The sequence below is a fragment of the Paraburkholderia kururiensis genome (genome assembly GCF_034424375.1).
Lineage (GTDB): Bacteria > Pseudomonadota > Gammaproteobacteria > Burkholderiales > Burkholderiaceae > Paraburkholderia > Paraburkholderia kururiensis_A.
On record NZ_CP139965.1, the window covers coordinates 2129700 to 2149104 of the forward strand.

At 66.0% G+C, this 19405-nt stretch carries 19 protein-coding genes; 11 read left to right on the plus strand and 8 right to left on the minus strand.

Features of this window, described 5'->3' with window-relative positions; all coding sequences use genetic code 11:
• Nucleotides 1–52: 52 nt before the first annotated feature.
• From U0042_RS09605 to U0042_RS09630, 6 genes are read right to left on the minus strand one after another with little or no spacing between them, the layout of a single operon-like run.
• Entirely contained in the window at nucleotides 53–1468 is a 1416-nt protein-coding gene (locus U0042_RS09605) for an MFS transporter (RefSeq protein WP_232833546.1), read from the minus strand.
• Nucleotides 1465–2184, minus strand: a complete 720-nt coding sequence (locus U0042_RS09610; protein WP_114814373.1) for an ABC transporter ATP-binding protein — start codon at nucleotides 2182–2184, stop codon at nucleotides 1465–1467. Before U0042_RS09610 ends, U0042_RS09605 begins: the two co-directional genes overlap by 4 nt.
• Nucleotides 2181–2966: an ABC transporter ATP-binding protein gene (locus U0042_RS09615; protein WP_114814372.1), complete on the minus strand. Its 786-nt coding sequence runs from the start codon at nucleotides 2964–2966 to the stop codon at nucleotides 2181–2183. Before U0042_RS09615 ends, U0042_RS09610 begins: the two co-directional genes overlap by 4 nt.
• A complete protein-coding gene (locus U0042_RS09620) occupies nucleotides 2963–3850 on the minus strand; it encodes a branched-chain amino acid ABC transporter permease (RefSeq protein ID WP_114814371.1) in 888 nt (295 codons plus the stop codon). Before U0042_RS09620 ends, U0042_RS09615 begins: the two co-directional genes overlap by 4 nt.
• Nucleotides 3843–4736, minus strand: coding sequence for a branched-chain amino acid ABC transporter permease (locus tag U0042_RS09625; RefSeq protein WP_114814370.1), 894 nt, complete (start codon nucleotides 4734–4736; stop codon nucleotides 3843–3845). Before U0042_RS09625 ends, U0042_RS09620 begins: the two co-directional genes overlap by 8 nt.
• A gap of 31 nt (nucleotides 4737–4767) precedes the next feature.
• Entirely contained in the window at nucleotides 4768–5862 is a 1095-nt protein-coding gene (locus tag U0042_RS09630; protein WP_114814369.1) for an ABC transporter substrate-binding protein, read from the minus strand.
• Nucleotides 5863–6169: 307 nt separating this feature from the next.
• On the opposite strand from U0042_RS09630, the gene U0042_RS09635 reads away from it, so the two are divergent.
• The 10 genes from U0042_RS09635 (at nucleotide 6170) to U0042_RS09680 (ending at nucleotide 15975) form a co-directional block, all read left to right on the plus strand.
• The gene (locus tag U0042_RS09635) at nucleotides 6170–6529 is read left to right on the plus strand and encodes a RidA family protein (RefSeq protein WP_114814368.1); all 360 of its coding nucleotides are present in this window, start codon (nucleotides 6170–6172) and stop codon (nucleotides 6527–6529) included.
• Nucleotides 6530–6558: 29 nt separating this feature from the next.
• Complete coding sequence (locus U0042_RS09640; protein ID WP_114814367.1) at nucleotides 6559–7803, plus strand: D-amino acid dehydrogenase; 1245 nt, start codon at nucleotides 6559–6561, stop codon at nucleotides 7801–7803.
• Nucleotides 7800–8591, plus strand: a complete 792-nt coding sequence (locus tag U0042_RS09645) for an Asp/Glu racemase (protein WP_114814366.1) — start codon at nucleotides 7800–7802, stop codon at nucleotides 8589–8591. Before U0042_RS09640 ends, U0042_RS09645 begins: the two co-directional genes overlap by 4 nt.
• 124 nt (nucleotides 8592–8715) lie before the next feature.
• Nucleotides 8716–9438, plus strand: a complete 723-nt coding sequence (locus tag U0042_RS09650) for a GntR family transcriptional regulator (protein ID WP_114814365.1) — start codon at nucleotides 8716–8718, stop codon at nucleotides 9436–9438.
• Between the two features lie 117 nt (nucleotides 9439–9555).
• Nucleotides 9556–10440 (plus strand): glycosyltransferase family 2 protein, encoded by an 885-nt coding sequence (locus U0042_RS09655; RefSeq protein ID WP_114814364.1) that lies wholly within the window; start codon nucleotides 9556–9558, stop codon nucleotides 10438–10440.
• A 102-nt stretch (nucleotides 10441–10542) separates the two neighbouring features.
• A complete protein-coding gene (locus U0042_RS09660) occupies nucleotides 10543–11478 on the plus strand; it encodes a dihydrodipicolinate synthase family protein (RefSeq protein ID WP_114814363.1) in 936 nt (311 codons plus the stop codon).
• 517 nt (nucleotides 11479–11995) lie between these two features.
• Entirely contained in the window at nucleotides 11996–12985 is a 990-nt protein-coding gene (locus U0042_RS09665; protein ID WP_114814362.1) for an ABC transporter substrate-binding protein, read from the plus strand.
• 25 nt (nucleotides 12986–13010) lie between these two features.
• Nucleotides 13011–14057, plus strand: a complete 1047-nt coding sequence (locus tag U0042_RS09670) for an ABC transporter permease (protein ID WP_114814361.1) — start codon at nucleotides 13011–13013, stop codon at nucleotides 14055–14057.
• Nucleotides 14051–14863: an ABC transporter ATP-binding protein gene (locus U0042_RS09675; RefSeq protein WP_114814360.1), complete on the plus strand. Its 813-nt coding sequence runs from the start codon at nucleotides 14051–14053 to the stop codon at nucleotides 14861–14863. Before U0042_RS09670 ends, U0042_RS09675 begins: the two co-directional genes overlap by 7 nt.
• 77 nt (nucleotides 14864–14940) lie before the next feature.
• Nucleotides 14941–15975: an ABC transporter substrate-binding protein gene (locus U0042_RS09680; RefSeq protein WP_114814359.1), complete on the plus strand. Its 1035-nt coding sequence runs from the start codon at nucleotides 14941–14943 to the stop codon at nucleotides 15973–15975.
• Nucleotides 15976–16070: 95 nt separating this feature from the next.
• On the opposite strand, the gene U0042_RS09685 is transcribed toward U0042_RS09680, so the two are convergent.
• Together U0042_RS09685 and U0042_RS09690 are read right to left on the minus strand one after the other, a co-directional pair.
• On the minus strand, nucleotides 16071–17273 hold the full coding sequence (locus U0042_RS09685) for an acyl-CoA dehydrogenase family protein (protein ID WP_114814358.1): 1203 nt from the start codon (nucleotides 17271–17273) through the stop codon (nucleotides 16071–16073).
• Nucleotides 17274–17313: 40 nt separating this feature from the next.
• Complete coding sequence (locus U0042_RS09690) at nucleotides 17314–18276, minus strand: ABC transporter substrate-binding protein (RefSeq protein ID WP_114814357.1); 963 nt, start codon at nucleotides 18274–18276, stop codon at nucleotides 17314–17316.
• Nucleotides 18277–18483: 207 nt separating this feature from the next.
• Here U0042_RS09690 and U0042_RS09695 point away from each other — a divergent pair, with 207 nt between their 5' ends.
• Nucleotides 18484–19395, plus strand: a complete 912-nt coding sequence (locus U0042_RS09695) for a LysR family transcriptional regulator (RefSeq protein ID WP_114814356.1) — start codon at nucleotides 18484–18486, stop codon at nucleotides 19393–19395.
• Nucleotides 19396–19405 lie beyond the last annotated feature (10 nt).

Here is a 19405-nt window from a genome sequence, read left to right on the forward strand (position 1 = left end):
CTGTCCTCGCTGCCAGTGGAAAAAGGTTGAGCGGGCGCCGATGGTCCGGCGTTCAGCCGGGCTTGATGGCCCGGACCACGACCGCGAAGCCGCCCGCGTAGGCTGCCGCGATGATCGCGAAACCGGCGGCGGTGGCGCGGCCGGCATCGGCGAAGCTGTGCAGTACGACCGACGCGATGGCCACGCCGACGAGCGAGCCGATCTGCCGGCTCGCGTTGAGCGACGCGGCGGCGAGGTTGGCATCCTCGGGGCGCGCGGCCTGCATGACGACCAGGTTCATGGCCGGGATCGCGAGGCCCGCGCCGAAGTTGGCGACGCCGATGCACAGCGCGATCGCGCCGTACGGCAACACGTCGATGGCGAGCAGTGCGGCACTGCCGAGCGTCGCGAGCGCAAGGCCGGCGAGCAGCGCGCCGCGCGAGCCGAGCCGTGCGCTGACGCGCGCGGTGGCGAGATTGCCGATGCCGAACATCGCCATCAGCGGAAACAGCTGGAAGCCGGTCGCGAGCGGACTCGATCCGCGTTGCTGCTGGAGGTAGAGGCTGATCAGAAAGATCTCGGCGAGGATGCCGAAGTTGATGGCGAGGCCGAGCAGGCTGCCGGCCACGAAGCGCCGCTCGCCGAGCAGCGCGGCCGACAGGATGCGGTAGCGGGCGAACCGCTCGCGCAGCACGAAGGCAGCGGTGGCCGCGATCGTCGCCATTGCGCTGGCGACGATGGCGGGCGAGGTCCAGCCGAGGCTCGGCCCCTGGATCAGCGTCAGGCTCAGCGCGGCGAGCGCCGTCGCGGCGAACAGATGGCCCGCGCCGTTGAGCGGCCCGGCATGGCGCGGCGAACGTGCAACGTGGCGCCGGGTCAGCCATAAGCCCACGACCCCGACCGGCAGGTTGACCCAGAAGATGCCGCGCCAGCCGATCGCATCCACCAGCACGCCGCCGACACACGGCCCAAGCGCCATCGCGGCGGACACGAGCGAGCCCCAGAGGCCGATCATGCGGGTGCGCAGCGGGCCCGGCGGAAACGCGAGCGTCAAGAGGCTCAACGAACTCGGCATGAAGAGCGCGGCACCCACGCCTTGCGCGAGGCGCGCGGCGATCAGCATCGCGGGTGTCGCCGCGAGCGCGCACAGCGCCGACGCCGCGACGAACAGCGCGAGCCCGAGCAGATAGATCGTCTTCGAGCCGTAACGGTTTGCCAGCGCGCCGCCCAACAGCAGCAGCGCGGCGAAGCTGAGCGTGTATGCGTCGACGACCCAGACGAGCGTCGTCAGCGATATCGCGAGGCTGTTCTGCATCGCCTTCAGTGCGACGTTCACGATGGTCACGTCGAGCATCGCCATCACGAAGCCGCACGCGACGGCCGCCATGACTGTCGCGGGGCGCGCCTGCGGTGCGGCGGCCGCCGTGCCCGTGCCGCTGGTGCCGCCCGTGCCGCTGGTGCCGCCCGTGCCGGAGGTGGCCGGGTTCATGCGGCTCTCCCGCCAAGGTAGAGCCGCCGCATGTCGTCGCTTTCGAGCAGTTCGGCGGCGGGACCTTCGAGCGCCACGCGGCCCATCGTCAGCACGATGCCGCGATCGGCAATGCGCAGCGCCTCGATCGCGTTCTGCTCCACCATCAGCACGGCGATGTGTTCGGTGTCGCGCATGCGGACAATCGCGTCGAACACTTCGTCCACCATCTTTGGCGACAGGCCGGCCGACGGTTCGTCGAGCAGCAGCATGGCGGGCCGCGGCACGAGCGCCCGTGCGAGCGACACGATCTGCCGCTCGCCGCCCGAGAGCGCCGCGGCCGGCGCACGGTAGCGACGCCGCAGCACCGGGTATTGCTCGCACAGCTCCTCGATGCGTGCCTCGCGCGGAAACGACGACATGCCCTGGCCGCCGAGCATCAGGTTCTCGCGCACGGTCAGGGCGCCGAATACGTTGTCGGTCTGCGGTACGTAGCCGATGCCGTGGTGGCGCACCTTGCGATGCACGGGCTCGCGCGCGAGGTCGCGGCCCTGCATCGTCACCGTGCCCGAGCGCGGCAGCACGAATCCGGCGATGGCCTTGAGCAGCGTGGACTTGCCGCAGCCGTTCGGACCGAGGATCGACACGATCTCCACGGCGCCCACGCGCAGCGACACGCCATGCAGGATGTCGATGCCCTTGGTGTAGCCGGCAACGAGTTGGTCGACTTCGATCATGACGCCTCCAGCGGCCGGCGGCCGCCGCGCGCGCGGCCGAGATACGCATCGAGCACGCGCCGGTTGCGCTCCAGTTCGACCGGCTTGCAGTTGGCGATGGCCGCGCCGCGATCGAGCACGATGCAGCGGTCGCACAGCTCGCGGATGAAATGCATGTCGTGTTCGATCACGACGAGCGTTACGCCGAGCGCGTGGATGCGCCGCAGTTCCGCAACCAGTTCGCCGCGCAGATTCGGATGAACGCCGGCCGTCGGTTCGTCGAGCAGCAGCAGCTTCGGCGCGGTCATCATGGCGCAGGCAATGCCGAGCAGCTTCTTCTGGCCGCCGGAGATCGACGCCGCGGGCAGATGTGCCACGGCCGAGAGCTTGAGTTCGTCGAGCAGCGCGGTGGCCCGGGCGCGCGTTTCGCGTTCGAGTTCGCGCAGCGAGGGGCCGCGCAGCAGCGCCGCCGCGAGTCCGTGACGCACCGACGAGGCGGCCATCGTCAGTTCGAGTACCGACATCCGGGCTGGCATGGACGGAAGCTGGAAGGTACGGCGAATGCCGAGTTGCGCGATGCGCTGCGGCGCGAAGCGGTCGATGCGGCGGCCGTCGAAGCGGATCTCGCCGCTTGCGAGCGGCGCGAAACCGGTCACGGCATTCAGCACCGTGCTCTTGCCGGAGCCGTTCGGGCCCAGCAGGCCCACAATCTCGCCGCTGCCGACCGAGAGCGTGAGTCCCGACAGCACGGTGTTGCCGCCATAGCGGATGGCGATGCCATCCAGCTCGAGAAGGGCGCTCATAGGTGAGTCTCCAGACGTTCGGGCAGCAGACCGCGCGGCCGCCACATCAGGCAGGCGAGCAGCATGAGCCCGACGAGGCCGAGCCGGACCGCGCCCGCGAGGTCGCTGCCGACACCGAACCAGTCCTTCAGGAAAGGCGCGAAGGAATACACGGCCTGAACCAGCACCGCGCCCACGAGCACGCCCGCATGGCTGCCGAGGCCGCCGACCATCACGATCGTCCAGAGCGCGAAGGTTTCGGACGACAGCATCGTGTCCGGCCCGACGTAGCTGATGTACCAGGTGAGCAGCGCCCCCGCCAGCGCGGCGGGCAGCGCGGCCGCGACGCTGGCGCGCGTCTTCAGCGAAAGCGGGTCGTAGCCGAAGCAGACGGCGAGCGCCGGTTCTTCTCGCATGACCTTCAGTGCACGGCCGAAGCGGCTGCGCACGATGCGGCGATAGGCGGCGTACACGAGCGCAAGGCAGCCGGCGGCGACGCCGAGGAAGGCAAGGTCGGACCACGGCGCGGCGAGACCGCCGAACAGCGGCGGGATGCCGCCGATGCCCTGGGCGCCGCCCGTCAGCCACGTTTCGTTGAGCGCTACGGTGCGCAGGATCTCCGCAATCGCGAGCGTCGCGATGCCCCAGTAGTCCGACGACAGCTGGCGGCCGAGCCGCGCAATCGCGACGGCCAGCGCGCCCGCCGCTGCGAGCGCGAGGGCGAGTGCGGCGGGCAGCGTCCAGCCGAGCTGCGAGGCGATGCCGGCGGCGTACGCCCCGAGCCCGGCGAACGCGACGAAGCCGAAGTTGACCATGCCCGCGTAGCCCGCCTGCAGGTTGAGTCCGAGCGCCATCATCGCGGAGAGGCAGGCCGAGGTCAGCAGATGGACAAGGAAGCTAGACACGCCGCACCTCCCGGTCGAAGATGCCGTACGGCCGGAACATGAGCGCGACGAGCAGGATCAGGAACGACACGGCGCTCACGTAGGCCACCGGGAAGGCCAGCTGCGGATAGCCCGTCAGCGCGCCGAAATCGACGTTGAGCATCAGCGTTTCGGCGAGCGCGATGAGCAGCGCGCCCGCCGCGGCGCCGAGCGGATTGCCGAGGCCGCCGAGGATCGCGGCCGAAAACACCGGAATGAGCAGCCCGTTGCCGAGGTTCACGTGCACGCTCTCGGTGAGGCCGAGCATCGTGCCGCCGAGCGCGGCGAGGACACCGCTCGCGAAGGTGATGACGTTGGTGACGCGCTGGGCGTCGATGCCGGTTGCGAGCGCGAGCGGACCATTCGATGCGAGGGCGCGCATCGAGCGCCCCAGATCGGTCCGGTACAACAGCGCAGAGAACAGCAGCAGCGTGAGGGTGCCGCACGCGATCGAGTCCAGTTGTGCCCGCGACACGGCGATGCCGCCGATCAAGAGGGGCGGCGTCAGGTCCTGCGCGTACTGGAGCGGTCGCGAACCTGCCGTACCCAGCACGAGCGCGATGGCGATCAACGACACCGCGAGCGAGCCGATCATCGCGGTGGCACTGCCCGAACGCAGCAGCCGGGCGAATACGAAAACATTGAGCAGGACCGCGAGGCAGCCCACCAGCGTGCACGACACGGCGGCGGCGAGTACGAGCGGCAGCCCGGCGCGTTCGAAGCCGAGCGACGCGAAAGCGCCCAGCATCGCGTACTGCACGTGCGCGATGTTGGGAAAGCGGATCAGCGAATAGAGCGTGGACAGTCCGATCGAGACGAGCAGCAGGTCGGAGGTGCGGATCAGGACGTCGAGCAGGAATGACAGCATGGCATTCTCCGTGAACGGCGGACGATGACGCTCACTGCGCGACGACGGCCTGCCTGAAGACCACCTTCTCGTACGGCTGGACCGCGCGCTGGCCGTCGCTGTCGAACGCGATGTCGCCGGTCACGCCGTCGTAGCCCTTGCCGAGCGCGTCCATTGCCGCGCGGATCTTCGCGGGGTCCGTCGAATGCGCGCTGTTGATGGCCGCGGCGGCGAGCATCGTGGCGTCGTAGGCATAGCTGCCGAACGCCGAACGCGGCGCCTCCTTGTAGGCGGCCTGATAGGCGTCGGCGTACGACTTTGCGTTCGCGCCGCCCGCCGCGACTTCCAGGCCGATCTGTCCTTGTGCGATCTGCGGCGTCGTATCGCTCGTGCACATGGTCAGATAGATGCCGTACCACGGCGCTTTGTTGAGCTGCATCTCGTAGGCCTGGCGATTCAGCGTTGCGGCTTCCTGACCGTACGCGCTGTACACGTAGGCGTCGGGTTTCGCGCGTGCCGCCTGTTCGAGTTCGCGGCGATAGGTGGACTGCCCCTCGGTATAGAGCACGAGCGACACGACGGTGCCGCCGAGTGCCTCGAAGCGTTTCTTGAACTCGCTGGCAAGACCCTGCCCGTAGCCGTTGTTCGGCGCGATGAACGCGACGTGGCGCAACTTGCGCGCGTAGACGTCCTGTGCGGCGAAGCGCGCCGAGAGGTCGTCGAGTCCGATCACGCTGAACGAGCCCGCACCGATCTTGCGGATCTGCTGGCTCGACGAGCCGATGTTGACGTGTACCTCGCCCTGTCTGACGAGGAACTGGCCGATCGGAATCGTCACCGACGACGAGAACTCGCCCAGCACGACGGGCACATGATCGACGGTGGCGAGCTTGCGCGTCGCGTCGAGTGCGGTGTTGGCCGTGCCGCCCGAGTCCTCGACCTTGACCTGCAGTTTCTGGCCCAGCACGCCGCCCTGTGCATTGATCTTCGCGACAGCGAGTTCGATGCCGCGCCGCTGATCCTCACCGATCGAGGCGCTCGATCCCGTCAACGGCAACACGGCCCCAAGGCTGACCTGCGCCCATGCGTTCGACGCGCACAGACACCACACGGCAGCGACTCCGGCACTCCAGCGATACAGCTTCATTGTGTTTCTCCTGATGGGTGATTGGACCGTTTGGATATACAAAAGTGTGTACAGAATTGCTGATCAAAAATAGTTGTGCGATAAATTTTTGGCGGAATTCGAAGAGCGGGGCGCTGGGTCGAAATAAATCACAAAATGCCCATATAAAGCGCACTTTACGCACAATAACGCATTCGTCTCTGCACCATTTCGGGAGGCGCGCTCTAGATTGGCGCACTCATCCGTTTTATTGAAAATGTGTATACACCGTTGAATTTCAGGTGATACGATCGGCCTCAACTTGCGTAGGTCAACGAGAGGCGACTCAATGGAAATCAAGCGTTACGGAGCGGGCGAGCGGATGAGCCAGATGGTGGTGGCGGGCGGATTCGCCTTCATCGCGGGGCAGGTGGCGGACGACACGTCGCTCGACGTCGCCGGCCAGACCCGGCAGATTCTCGACAAGCTCGACCGCCTGCTGGAAGAAGCGAAACTCGACAAGCGCCACATCGTGTCCGCCAGCATCTGGCTTGCCGACCATCGCAGCTTTGCCGACATGAACCGGATCTGGGATGCGTGGGTACCGAAGGGCGATGCGCCGGCGCGCGCATGCGTCGAGTCGAAGTTGGCTTTCCCGCAGTACACGGTGGAGATCGCGGCGATTGCGGCAATCGCGGCGGCGTTCTAGATTCGGACTGCTGAACTCGGAGTATCGGGATGAAAACCGTTGTGCTGGGCGGCGGGATCGTGGGCGTGACGACGGCCTATTTTCTGGCGAAGGCGGGCGACGAGGTGGTGGTGCTCGATCGTCGCGATGGCGTCGCGCTCGAAACCAGTTTCGCGAATGCCGGCCTCATCGCGCCGGGGCACTCGTACACATGGGCGTCGCCGCGCGCGCCCAAGATCCTGCTCAAGTCGCTGTTTACGGAAGGCCAGGCGCTGCGGCTCAAACCGAAGGCCGACTGGCGGATGTGGGCGTGGTGCTGGCTGTTCCTGCAGAACTGCACGGCTGAACGTTCGCGTCGTAATACGTCGATCAAGGTGCGGCTTTGCCGCTATGCGCAGCAGCAGCTCCAGCAGGCGACGCAGGAAGAAAGGCTGGCTTACGACCGGATCAGCGGCGGGTTGCTGTACCTGTATCGCGATCCCGCGTCGTTCGAACGCGGCGTGTCGAACATGGCGATCCTCGCCGACAACGGACTGCCGCTCGAAACGCTCGACCGGCAGGCGGTGATGGCGCGCGAGCCCGCACTACGAGCAGCCGGTGGCGACATCGCTGGCGCGATCTACTGCCCTACCGACGAAAGCGGCGACGCGCATCTGTTTACCCGCGCGCTCGAACAGCGTTGCCGTGAACTCGGCGTCGACTTTCGCTTCGGCACCGCGATCGACGGCATCAGCGCGAGCGGGGATGCCGTGGACTACGTGCAGACATCGGCAGGGCGCGTCACAGCCGACCGCTACGTGCTCGCGCTGGGGTCGTATTCGCCGTTGCTGGCTCGCGGACTCGGCTACCGGCTGCCGGTTTATCCCGTCAAAGGGTATTCGGTCACGCTGCCGATCGAGGCGTCGCACGAATCGCCCACGCTGGGCGGCGTCGAAGAGAATCAACTCGTCGCGTGGGCGCGCTTCGGTCAGCGGCTGCGCCTCACCGCGACAGCGGAGTTTTGCGGTTACGACACAGCGCACACGCCTGCCGATTTCACTCACATGCTCGCGACCGCGCGAGCGTTGTTCCCGAACGGCGCCGATTATGCGCGGCCTTCTTACTGGGCCGGATTGCGGCCGATGACGCCCGAGGGTACGCCGCTGATCGGCGCCACGCGACACCGCAACCTGTTTCTCAACACGGGGCACGGGCACATGGGCTGGACCATGTCCTGCGGCACCGCGAAGATCCTCGCCGACGTGATGAGCGGACGGCAGCCGGACATCGATATCTCAGGGATGACACTACAGTGAGCGAACTTCTCTCGAATTGCGTCGAGCGCAGCGCGAGCCCCTATGCGCGCTTCAGCTTCTCGCTGGATGACGGTATCGCGCGGCGCGCCGCAATCGGTCTTGTCGTACTCGCGACGGATCACACGATCGAATACGAATGGCGCCGGATGCTCGCGCTCGAAGGTGTGGCGTTCTACGAAAGCCGCGTCGCGAATTCGGCGGAAATCACGGCGGCCACGCTCGAACAGATGGACGGCCGGATCCGCGCCGGCGTGGAGCTGATCCGGCCCGGCGAACACCTCGACGTCGTCGCCTTCGGCTGTACGTCGGCATCGATGGTGCTTGGCGAGGAACGTGTCTTCGAGCGCATCCACGAGGCGCGCCCGGACGTGGCGTGCACGACGCCGATTACCGCGGCGCGGGTGGCGCTCGGCGCGCTCGGCGCACGAGGGGTGGCGCTCCTCACGCCCTACGAGCGGCCTATCAACGAAGCGATGGCGCGCTACCTGCAGGACCGCAACGTCGACGTGGTGCGGATAGGGTCGTTCGAACATCGCGACGACAACGAGGTCGCGAGAATCGACCGCGCGTCCATCGAGCACGCGGTATTCGAACTGGCGAGCGATCCTGCCGTCGACGCGATGTTCGTGTCGTGCACCAGCCTTCGGCTTGCCGACGCCATTGCAGGCTTCGAGGCGCGGCTCGACAAGCCGGTTTTGTCGAGCAATCATGCGTTGGCCTGGCATGCGCTGCGGCTGGCAGGCGTGACCGACGCTTTGCCGCAGTTCGGCAGACTGTTCACGGTCTGAAGCGCGCGCCGCAGCGACATGCTGCCCTGCGCGCCGCTGCTGCCACGTGTGGCCACGCGAGAGCTGGCCTGAAGGTTGGAAGAGTAGTGATAATGAGCGGTGACAGATTGAACCAGGAGACAACATGACAACGGATTCCGTGATTGCGCGGAACGTGCGTCCCACCGGGCGGGACTCCGTTGCGCCGAAGCGCACGGGCATGACGGTCAACGAGATTTACGAGCAGTTGAAGCAGATGGCGGTGCTGTACAAGATCCGGCCGGGCGAACGCGTCAACGAACTCGAGCTGGCGGAGCGCCTCGACGTGAGCCGTACGCCGATTCGCGAAGCGCTCAACCGGCTGGTGGCGGAGAACCTGCTGGCGTTCGTGCCGAACCGGGGATTTTTTATCCGCGAACTGGGCGAGAAGGACGTGTTCGATCTCTTTGAATTGCGGCGTTCGATTGAATCGACGGCGGTCATGCTCGCGTGCGAGCGCGCTTCCGACGGCGACATCAAAACGCTGCGCCGCTTCTGGAAGCAGGTGATGAAGAGCGCGGAGCGCATGCCGTCGGACGAGCTTGTCGTGAATGACGAGCTGTTCCACCTCGAGCTGGCGGCGATGTCCGGCAACGCAGAAATTGGCAGGGTGCTGCAGGGAATCAACGCGCGGATTCACTACGTCCGCTGGGTCGACGTCGATCAGCGCCGCAACGAGGCGTTCACCGAGCATCTGCAGATTCTCGATGCACTGGCGCAGCGCGACACCGCACGCTGCGTGGCGCTGACGGATACCCACATCCGCTGGCGCATGGAAGAGATCACACGCGTGGTTCACGCAAGCGTCGTGAAGCTGTACGCAAAATAACGGTGCCCACGGTACGGGCTGTTCGTGGCACGACGGGACAGCAGCAATTGAAAGGAGGAAGCGGCCGCCCGCAGGCGAGGGCGGCGAACCATCATTCTCTTGCGAAGAGGCGTCGTCATGAAACATGGCACGTTGATTACGCTGTACAAGCCGAGCGCCGGACAAACCGATCACCTGCTGCGCTTGCCAACGTTGAGCCCCGTGGTCGTCGCGGTCGACAATTCCCCGCAGACCGATCCGGTCCTGCATGCACGCCTGGCCGCCGGCGGCATCGACGTCATCGCTAATCACAATCGCGGCGGCATCGCCGGCGCGTTCAACGCCGGTGTCGAATTTCTGATTGGACGCGGCTGCGACGTGTTCTTCATCTTCGATCAGGATTCGACGATTCCCGACGACTACTTTGCGCGGATGCTGGAAGGATGCGCGGCGGTGGGCGACAGGCGCTTTCTGGTCGGGCCGCGCATCTTCAACCTGAATTTCCGGCGCGACCTGCCGCTCTTCACCGTGCGGCGGTGGTCGGCGCAGATCGCGCCGATTCGCGACGGCGCGCATGGGCTGCAACCGTGCTCGGTCATCATCTCGTCCGGCACGGCGATTTCGCTCGAAGCGTATCGCGCGCTGGGCCGCTTCCGCGAAGACTTCTTCATCGACCACGTCGATGCGGAGTACTGCATGCGTGCCCAGGCGCACGGCGTGCCGGTATGCGTGAATGCGGACGTGTCGCTGCCGCATGAGCTTGGCAAGCCGGTGCCGGCGCAGCGCTGGCCGCGCGTCGAGATATTCGACCAAAGCGCGTTGCGTCACTACTACGCGGCCCGCAACTGCATCCTGGTTGCGCGCGATTACTGGCGCCGCTATCCGGCGCTGTTGCTCATCAACCTGATCACGCTCAAGCATATTGCCTTCGTGCTGCTGCACGCCCGGGAAAAGCGCATGAAGCTGCAGGCCATCCTGTGCGGAATCGCGGATGGCCTGCGCGGGAAGTACGGCCGCGTCTGACGTCGGGGGCGATTTTCCCTTCGCAGGATGCCGCACAGGAAAAGAGGGCGGCAGACCTCGTTAATCGTTATGCAATCCTTACTTAAAGGAAGAGGAAGCGAGATGAATCGTACAACGCCGATCAAGCGCCGCTACGCAGGCGCCTTCTCCGTTGCGCCCACCATTTTCACAGAGGAGGGCGAACTCGATCTGGACGGGCAGAAGCGCTGCGTCGATTTCATCATCGACGCGGGGGCGGACGGCCTCTGCATTCTCGCGAACTACTCGGAGCAATTTTCGCTGACCGACGACGAGCGCGCGCGACTGACGACCACGATCCTCGATCACGTCGCGGGCCGCGTGCCGGTGATCGTCACGACCACGCACTTCAGTCCTGCCATTTGCGCCGCACGTAGCCGTGCGGCGCAGGCGGCCGGCGCCGCGATGGTGATGATCATGCCGCCGTATCACGGCGCGACGATTCGTTGCGGCGAAGCGGCGATCGAACACTTCTTCGAGGAGGTATCCAACGCCATCGACATTCCGATCATGTACCAGGACGCGCCGATGAGCGGCACATCGGTATCGGCCGCGTTCCTTGCGCGGCTGGCACACAAGATCGACAACCTGCGCTACTTCAAGATCGAGGTGCCGCAATCGGCCGCGAAGCTGCGCGAGCTGATCGAACTGGGCGGCGACGCCATCGAAGGGCCGTGGGACGGCGAGGAGGCCATCACCTTGCTGGCCGACCTCGATGCGGGCGCGACGGGCAGCATCCTTGGCGGCGGTTATCCGGACGGCCTGCAGCCGATCCTGAAGGCCTACCTGGCGGGCAATCGCGACGAAGCGGCGGCGGGCTACGCGCGCTGGCTGCCGCTCATCAACTACGAGAACCGCCAGTGCGGACTGATCGCCTGCAAGGCCTTGATGAAGGAAGGCGGGGTGATCGCGTCGGACGCTGTACGCCGGCCGCTCGTGCCGCTGCATCCGGCAACCCGTGCGGGCCTGATCGAGATCGCGCGACGACTCGATGCACAGGTGCTGCGCTGGGCTCACTGACGACGAACCCACGCCGTGCCGTTTCTCGCGCCGAGCGGGGCTGCCCTCGATCCGTTTGGCCGCGAACGACCCAACCGTGACGCCGCGGTTCAAACGGAAACTGAGCCACCGTCGACGAACCGTTCCGCGCCTGCGATATAACGGCTCTCGTCCGAGGCCATGCCGCGCCGGCCACAGCGTGCGATCTGCCCTTTATTGATATGGAATGCTCGATTTCTCGTTTGACGGCGCCATCCGGATTGCGCGGCAGCTTCGTGCAGATCGTGCGCCACGTTGTATTGCCGCGGCCGCGCCGGAGAGACTGACGGGCCTGCGCATTGTGGGGACTTCGGTTCGATCACGCTGCTTTCCGCCGACGGGGTCGGCGACCACGGCACGCCTCGGTCAGATCGACGTTCGCCGCATGGCAAAACATGCAAGCCATAAATATTTAATCCGTATAAACATATCGAAATAGAATAATTCTCAGAGCCTTCTTTCGTCGTTACGCTGTGCTGCACATCGACAGCGAGGGCTTATGAAGGCTTCTGTTCAAACGTCTTTTTCTACGCGGCGGCGTGTGCTGCGCGCACTCGCTGCGACGCCTCTGGCCGCAGCCGCCTTTGCGCCGGGACTTCGCAACGCGCGGGCCGCGGAAGACGTCACGCTCGTGCTGGGCGACCAGGCAGGCGGCACGCGTGCGCTCGTAGAAGCCGCCAAGGTGCTCGATGGCACACCGTACGCCTGGCGGTGGGCCAACTTCCAGGGCGCGGCACCGCTGTTCGAAGCGCAACGCGTGGGTTCCGTCGATCTCGCGCCCGCCGGTGATCTGCCCGTGCTCGCGGCAGCCGTGGGCGACCCCACGCTCAAAATCGTGGCGACGCGCGTGGGTTCGGGTTCCCAACTCGGCATTCTGGTCGCGCCGCATTCCACCATCCGCAGCGTGGCGGATCTCAAAGGGCGCACGGTGTTCGTGTCCTCCGCGCGCGGCAGCATTTCGCAATTCCAGCTGTACGGTGCGCTCGCTGAAGCCGGGCTGTCGAAAGACGACGTGACCGTGCGCTTCATCCTGCCCGTGGACGCGTTCGCGGCCTTCGCGTCCGGCGCCATCGAAGTGTGGGCCACGTTCGACCCGTACTACGGCATCGCCGCGCAACGCGGCGGCCGTATCCTGCGCGACGGCACGGGCATCAACAGCGGGCTGGGTTTTATCACGGCCTCGGGCGCCTCGCTGTCCGACCCGCGCAAGCGTGCCGCCATTGCCGACGTGCTGAAGCGCTATCAGCGCGCGGGCGCCTGGGCGGTGGCGAATCCCGATGCCTACGCGCAGATCTACGCCACGCTCACGCGCTCGCCGCTCGATGCGGCGAAGCAGATCACGAAGCGTGCATCGCTGCAGCAGCACTTCGTCACCGAGGCCGATATCGACGCGTTGCAGAAAGTGGCGGACCGTGCGCACGAGGACGCGATCCTGCCGCGCCGTATCGACGTGCGCGCGATCTCGGAGACCCAGCTTGCCCGCGCATGACCTTGCATTGACGGAGCGCTCCGACATGTCCACACAATCCCGATCTTTCGAGCTCGCCGATGTGTCCGCGGCGGGCGAGACGGCCATACATGACAACGGCAAACGCATCGTCGCCTGGCTTGCGGCGTTGGGCTGGCTGGGTGGGGCGGCCGTCACGCAGTGGTGGCCCGCACTCGACGACTGGCCGTACACGCGCGAACTGCTGATTCTGAAACTCGTGCTGGCGGCGGTGTCGCTCGCGATCGGCATCGGCGCTTCGCGCGTGCGCGCTGTGCCGGGGGCGCATTCGCGCGCGTTCAACCGTCGTCTCGGTGCGCTCGCCGAGAGCACACCGTGGCTGCTCGCGCTCTCGGTCGCGCTGACGGCATGGGAGGTCGTGACCGCGCAGCTGGAATGGCTGCCTCGGCCGTTTTTCGCGCCGCCCCAGGCGTTGATCGCAGTCTATGCCGACGATCTGCCGCGGCTCTCGTCGAGCGTCGCTCATTCCGTCGTCCTGCTGGCTTATGGCTACGCGGCGGGTGCGCTGGCCGGATTCGCGATCGGCGTGAGCATCGGCTGGTCGAAGGCGGTGGGCTACTGGCTGCATCCGGTGCTGCGTCTGATCGGGCCGCTGCCCGCGACGGCGTGGCTGCCGCTCGCGTTTTTCTTCTTTCCGTCGAGTTTCAGTGCGAGCGTGTTTCTGATCGCACTCGCAACAGCGTTTCCCGTCACGGTGCTCACCTGGTCCGGCGTCGCGAGCGTCAATGCTGCGTATTACGACGTGGCCCGCACGCTGGGGGCGAAGCCGTCGTTCCTGATTCTTCGCGTCGCGATTCCGGCCGCCTTGCCTTCCGTGTTCGTCGGCCTCTTCATGGGTCTGGGCGCGGCGTTCGCCGTGCTGTTCGTGGCCGAGATGATGGGCGTGAAGGCGGGCCTCGGCTGGTATCTGCAATGGGCCCAGGGGTGGGCCGCCTATCCGAACATGTACGCGGGGCTGCTCGTCATGGCCCTCATGTGCTCGCTGCTCATCACGCTGCTGTTCCGCGTACGCGACCGTCTGCTGGCGTGGCAAAAAGGAATGCTCAAATGGTAGCGGTCTCCCGCCCAACTTCCGCCGCTCCTGCGGGCTCACATGCGCATTCTGTGGCGCAGGGCGCCCGCATCGACATCCGCAACGTCAGCCACCGCTTCGTCCTGCACGGCGAGACGCTCCCCGTGCTGGAAGACATCAGTCTCACGATCGAGCCCGGCGAATTCGTCGCGTTGCTCGGCCCGAGCGGTTGCGGTAAATCGACGTTGCTGCGGCTCGTAGCCGGGCTCGATGCGCCCGCTGAAGGCGCGATTCACGCGGACGGCGAACGTGTGAGCGGCCCCGATCCTTCGCGAGTCGTCGTGTTCCAGGACCCCACGCTGTTCCCGTGGCGCACGGTGCGCGACAACGTCGGACTCGGTCCGCAGGCACAAGGCACGCTGCGCGGCGCAGGCAGGCGTATCGATGCCGCGCTCGAACTGGTGGGACTTTCCGCGTTCGCCAACGCGTTTCCGCATCAGCTTTCCGGCGGCATGGCACAACGCGCGGCGCTGGCGCGTGCGCTCGTCAACGACCCGCAACTGCTCGTGCTCGACGAACCGTTCGGCAAGCTCGATTCGCTCACGCGCATCCGCATGCAAAGCGAACTCGTGCGGCTTTGGCAGGCAGCCGGCTTTTCGGTGCTGCTCGTGACGCACGACGTGGAGGAGGCGCTCTATGTCGCCAACCGCGTGATCGTGTTGAGCGAACGTCCCGCACGCATCGTCTCGCAGATACGCAACGACGCGCCGTATCCGCGCCATCGCGACGATCCGGCGCTCGTGGCGTTGCGCCGCGAGGCGCTCGCGGTGCTGGGGCTCGACACGTAACGCACCTGCATCGACCGGCGGCAATCGAAAGCTGGTCGCACGAAAACCAGCACATCACGCATAGGGGAAATAACGCAATGAGTCATTCGAACGGCAGCACACTTTCGAGCCGCGCGCGCCGCACGTGGCTGCGCAACACGGCATGGGCCGCGGGCGCGGCAGCGCTGGGCGGCGCATCGTTCGGCCTGCCCGGCGTGCGCGCCGCGGCAGACGAAGCGTTGAAGCCGCTCAAGCTGTCATGGAACGCGGGCGCCATCTGCACGGCGCCGGTGCCCGTCGCGGTACAGCAGGGGTTCTTCCGCAAGCATGGCTTGCAGGTGGAACTCGTCAACTTCGCGGGCTCCACCGACCAGCTGCTCGAAGCGATTGCCACCGGCAAGTCCGATGCGGGCGTGGGCATGGCGCTGCGCTGGATCAAGCCGCTCGAACAGGGCTTCGACGTCAAGCTCACGGCGGGCATCCACGGTGGTTGCATGCGGCTGCTCGCCACGCGCGCGTCGGGCATTGTCGATCTGCAGGGGCTCAAAGGCCAGACGGTGGGCGTGAGCGACATGGCGAGTCCCGCGAAGAACTTCTTCGCGATCACGTTGAAGAAACTCGGCATCGATCCCGACAACGACGTGCATTGGCGTCAGTACCCCGCGCCGCTGCTGGGCGAAGCGCTGAAAAAAGGCGAAGTGCAGGCGATTGCCGACGGCGACCCGACGATCTGGACGTTGCGAGAGACGAACCACCTGCAGGAGGTCTCGAACAACCTTTGCGGCGAGTACGCGAACCGCGTGTGCTGCGTGCTCGGCGTGCGCGGCTCGCTGGTCCGCAAGGACCGCGCAACGGCACAGGCGCTGACGCAGGCACTGCTCGAAGCGACGGAATGGACGGCGAATCACCCCGCCGAGGCCGCGGCGATCTTTGCGCCGAATGCGCCGGGCGCGAACGTCGCGCAACTGACCGAGATGCTGAAGAGCCACACGGATCACCACCATCCCGTGGGCGATGCGTTCAAGAAGGAAATCTCGCTTTACGCGGACGATCTCAAGTCGGTGGGTGTGTTGAATGCGGGCACGAACTCGGACCGTTTTGCGACGCGTGTTTTTTCGGACGTGCTGGCCTGATCTCACGCGACTGACGAACGCGGAACGACGCGCGCTACAGCAGCGGCGCGCGTCGTTCATGCAAGCCGTACGTCCACTATGGCACTGCGGCGCGCTCAGACCGCGGCAAACGCGGCGCGCCCCACATTGCCAAGCACGGTATCGTTCTGCGGCGTATGAATGCGGGCGCACAAGACGTCGCGGTAGTGGCGCTCCAGCGGATTGTTGCGGCTTAAGCCCGGATTGCTGCTCGCTTCGAGCGCCAGTTCGACGGCGCGAATGGCGTCCCGGCTCACGAGATATTTGAGGGTGGGGGCCGCTGTCGCGTCGACACTTCCGTTCGCGCCCGCATCGAGCAACACGCGGTTATTGAGCAGCAATGCGTCGATCTGGCCCGCCGTCTGCTGGAAATGAGGAAGCGTCGAGAGCGGCGCGCTGAGCCCCGAGGGAACACGGTGCGCGGCCCAGTGTACGAACCAGTCGCGAGCCGCTCTCGCGACGCCGTCGTAGACGGCCGGCAGCAATACGTTCGTCCATAGCGTCGTGACAGCGTCCATGCCGGTGGCGAGCCCCGGCGGTTGCAGATCGACGGCATGCTCGACCGGCACGCGCACGTTTTCGAAGATCACTTCGTGGCTGCCCGTCGCGCGCATGCCGAGGTGGTTCCACGGTTCGCCGAAACGGATGCCCGGCATGTCGCGATGCACGAGCCACGTGCCCACGCGCGGCGTGGCTTCATCGGTGCGTCCCCAGACGGCGAACCACGTGAGGCCGGGGCTTCCCGTGGAATAGAGCTTGCGGCCATTCAGTACCCAGTGGCCGCCGTCGAGCCGGCCCACGGTGGCGGGCAAGCCGCCGCGCGAGGGCGAGCCCAGTTCCGGTTCGACGCGCAGCGAGTTGATGAGCGCGCCGCGTTCCACCGCGTCGCGCGCGATGGCTTCTTTGAGCCAGTCGGGCCAGTTCGGGTTGGCTTGCAGGCGCACGTGGTAGACGTACTGCATCACCAGAATCAACGCCGTGGAAGGCTCGCCGCGCGCCACGGCGCGGATGACCTTGAGTGCTTGGGGCAGCGTGGCTTCGTGCCCGCCCAATGCTCGGGGTACCGTCAGCGCGAGCAGATCGGCCTCACGCAAACGCGCGAGATTGTCGTGCGGAAACGTGGGGCCGGCATCGAGTTCGGCGGCGGTGGCGGCGAAGTCCGCTGTGAGCGCGTCGAGCCATGCATCGGCCTGCGGGCTATCGAGATTGGCGAGTGCCGCGAGCGCGGTTGCGTCGCGTTCGACGTCAGCCAGCGAGTTGTCGGGAAGGCGGCTTGTCATGGTGGGCTCTGTCTCGGTTCATGCATTTGACGCGCCGGCATCACTGCGCAGAGAGCGGAAACTGCCGGTCGAAGCTCTGCGAAACATCGAGCCGGGTCTTGATCACATCGGCGCGATGGTAGAGGTCGGCGGTTTTCTGCTGTTCGGCGATCAGGTGGTCGTCGATGGCGACCGGATGGAGTTGCGCGCGCTGATAGACGACCTTCAGCACTTCGGGCGGCAGCCCCGTCACCTTCGATTGCATGGCGGCCACTTCGTCGGGATGGGACAACGCCCAGCGCTGGCCCGCCGCGACGCGCTTGAGGAAGTCCCCGATTTCGGCGTGCTTTTCCTTGATCGAGGTTTGCGTGGCCGCCTGAAAGCTCAGCCCCGAAGAGAGATCGACGCCGTTGGCGACGGCACGGTCGTGGTCGCGCTGCTCGCCGAGCGCGACATACGGGTCCCACGTGGACCACGCATCGACGTTGCCCGACGCGAGCGCGGCCTTGGCATCGGCGGGCTGCATGAAACGCAGCGACACGTCGGTGAGCTTGATGCCCGCGCGCTCCAGTGTCGCGATGACGAGGTAGTGGCCAATGGAGCCGCGCGTCGTTGCAATGCGTTTGCCCTTGAGGTCTGCGGCCGTCTTGATGGGCGAGGAGTCGGGCACGATGATCGCGAGATCGGTGGGCGTGGACCGTGTGGCGGCGACGGCGCGCACCTTCGCGCCCGCCGCGTAGGCGAAGATCAACGGCGCGTCGCCCAGGCCGCCCACATCGATGGCACCCGCATTGAGCGCCTCCCCCAGCGGCTGTGCGGCCGGAAAGTTGAACCACTCGATCCTGTACGGCACATCCTTCAGTTGCCCAGACGCTTCGAGAATGCCGCGCGTCTGCAGTTGCTGGTCGCCCACTTTCAGCGTGGTTTCGGCCAGAACGGCAGGCGACGCGACGGTCGCGGCTGTGCCGAGCACGATCACAAGGCGGGACCATCGCAGCAGGTAGTGGTTGAGAAGGGAGAGCATAGGCGCGATGAAGAGCCGGAGGGCAGGGTAGCGGAAAAGCACACGATACGAGCCGGTTTTATATAAGGCAAACGCATTGTTATGCTTTACTAATATGCGGCCCGGAAAAAGAACGTGCTTGAATGCCGCCGTGTCGGCACGGTAAGCTCGTGCAGGAAATGCGCTACCCCGGTCGCATTCGTCAATCACCCACAGACAGAAAAACCCATGAAACTCGATGAAATCGAGGCCTTCGTTGCTGTCGTGCGCAGCCAGTCGCTGAGCCAGGCAGCCGACTCGCTTGCGCTGACGCAGCCGGCCGTCACGCGCCGCATTCAGAACTTCGAAGAAGCGCTCGGCGTGGAACTGCTCGACCGCAACACCAAGCCGCTGAGAACGACGCCGATGGGCCGCGCCGTGTACGAGCAGTGCCGCGCGATCGTGCGCGAGGTGGATGGGCTCAGGCATCTCGTAACCGACGGCGCGCCGCTCGCGGGTGTGCTGCGCATCGGCGTGGCGCAAACGGTGGCCGATGTCGCGATGCTCAAGGCGCTCAATGCACTACGCAGCGCACATCCTGAACTACAGGCGCGTGTTTCGACGGGATGGGGCAATCCGCTGCTGCAAAAGGTCGAGGAGGGCGAACTCGATGCGGTCATCGTGCTCTTGCCCTCGAATCGCGTATTGCCCGAAACGCTGGTGGGCGAAGCGTTGGGCGAACTGAAGCTGGCGGTCGTCGCGCGCAAAGGGAGCCTGAAGAAGTGCACGCATACGCTGGCGGAATGTCAGTCGCATGGCTGGGTGCTGAATCCGGATGGCTGCGGCTTTCGGGCCGGCCTGCACCAGGCGCTCGCCGCGCAAGGCTATACGTTGAAGCTGAATCTCGAAACGCTGGGCACGGAGTTGCAACTGGGGCTCGTGGCGGATGGCGTGGGGCTGGGCCTCGTGCCGTTGCCGTTGCTGCGCGTCAGCGCGCATGCGGCGCAGCTCGACGTCATTCAGGTGCGCGACTTCAAGCCTGAAATCGCGGTGTGGATGGTGAGGTCGCGTGCGCTGGGAAAGATGCAGTCGGCGCTGACGACGCTGGCGGAAAGCGTCGAACGGAGCTTCAAGGCAGCGCGTCTTTCACGCGCCGCCTGAGACCTGTTCC

Coding starts and splice junctions, on each gene's coding strand:
- U0042_RS09660 (WP_114814363.1), top strand. CDS start 10,543: ATGAATCGTACAACGCCGATCAAGCGCCGCTACGCAGGCGCCTTCTCC.
- U0042_RS09625 (WP_114814370.1), bottom strand. CDS start 4,736: ATGCTGTCATTCCTGCTCGACGTCCTGATCCGCACCTCCGACCTGCTG.
- U0042_RS09635 (WP_114814368.1), top strand. CDS start 6,170: ATGGAAATCAAGCGTTACGGAGCGGGCGAGCGGATGAGCCAGATGGTG.
- U0042_RS09640 (WP_114814367.1), top strand. CDS start 6,559: ATGAAAACCGTTGTGCTGGGCGGCGGGATCGTGGGCGTGACGACGGCC.
- U0042_RS09610 (WP_114814373.1), bottom strand. CDS start 2,184: ATGATCGAAGTCGACCAACTCGTTGCCGGCTACACCAAGGGCATCGAC.
- U0042_RS09650 (WP_114814365.1), top strand. CDS start 8,716: ATGACAACGGATTCCGTGATTGCGCGGAACGTGCGTCCCACCGGGCGG.
- U0042_RS09685 (WP_114814358.1), bottom strand. CDS start 17,273: ATGACAAGCCGCCTTCCCGACAACTCGCTGGCTGACGTCGAACGCGAC.
- U0042_RS09665 (WP_114814362.1), top strand. CDS start 11,996: ATGAAGGCTTCTGTTCAAACGTCTTTTTCTACGCGGCGGCGTGTGCTG.
- U0042_RS09605 (WP_232833546.1), bottom strand. CDS start 1,468: ATGAACCCGGCCACCTCCGGCACGGGCGGCACCAGCGGCACGGGCGGC.
- U0042_RS09675 (WP_114814360.1), top strand. CDS start 14,051: ATGGTAGCGGTCTCCCGCCCAACTTCCGCCGCTCCTGCGGGCTCACAT.
- U0042_RS09630 (WP_114814369.1), bottom strand. CDS start 5,862: ATGAAGCTGTATCGCTGGAGTGCCGGAGTCGCTGCCGTGTGGTGTCTG.
- U0042_RS09615 (WP_114814372.1), bottom strand. CDS start 2,966: ATGAGCGCCCTTCTCGAGCTGGATGGCATCGCCATCCGCTATGGCGGC.
- U0042_RS09690 (WP_114814357.1), bottom strand. CDS start 18,276: ATGCTCTCCCTTCTCAACCACTACCTGCTGCGATGGTCCCGCCTTGTG.
- U0042_RS09695 (WP_114814356.1), top strand. CDS start 18,484: ATGAAACTCGATGAAATCGAGGCCTTCGTTGCTGTCGTGCGCAGCCAG.
- U0042_RS09680 (WP_114814359.1), top strand. CDS start 14,941: ATGAGTCATTCGAACGGCAGCACACTTTCGAGCCGCGCGCGCCGCACG.
- U0042_RS09670 (WP_114814361.1), top strand. CDS start 13,011: ATGTCCACACAATCCCGATCTTTCGAGCTCGCCGATGTGTCCGCGGCG.
- U0042_RS09655 (WP_114814364.1), top strand. CDS start 9,556: ATGAAACATGGCACGTTGATTACGCTGTACAAGCCGAGCGCCGGACAA.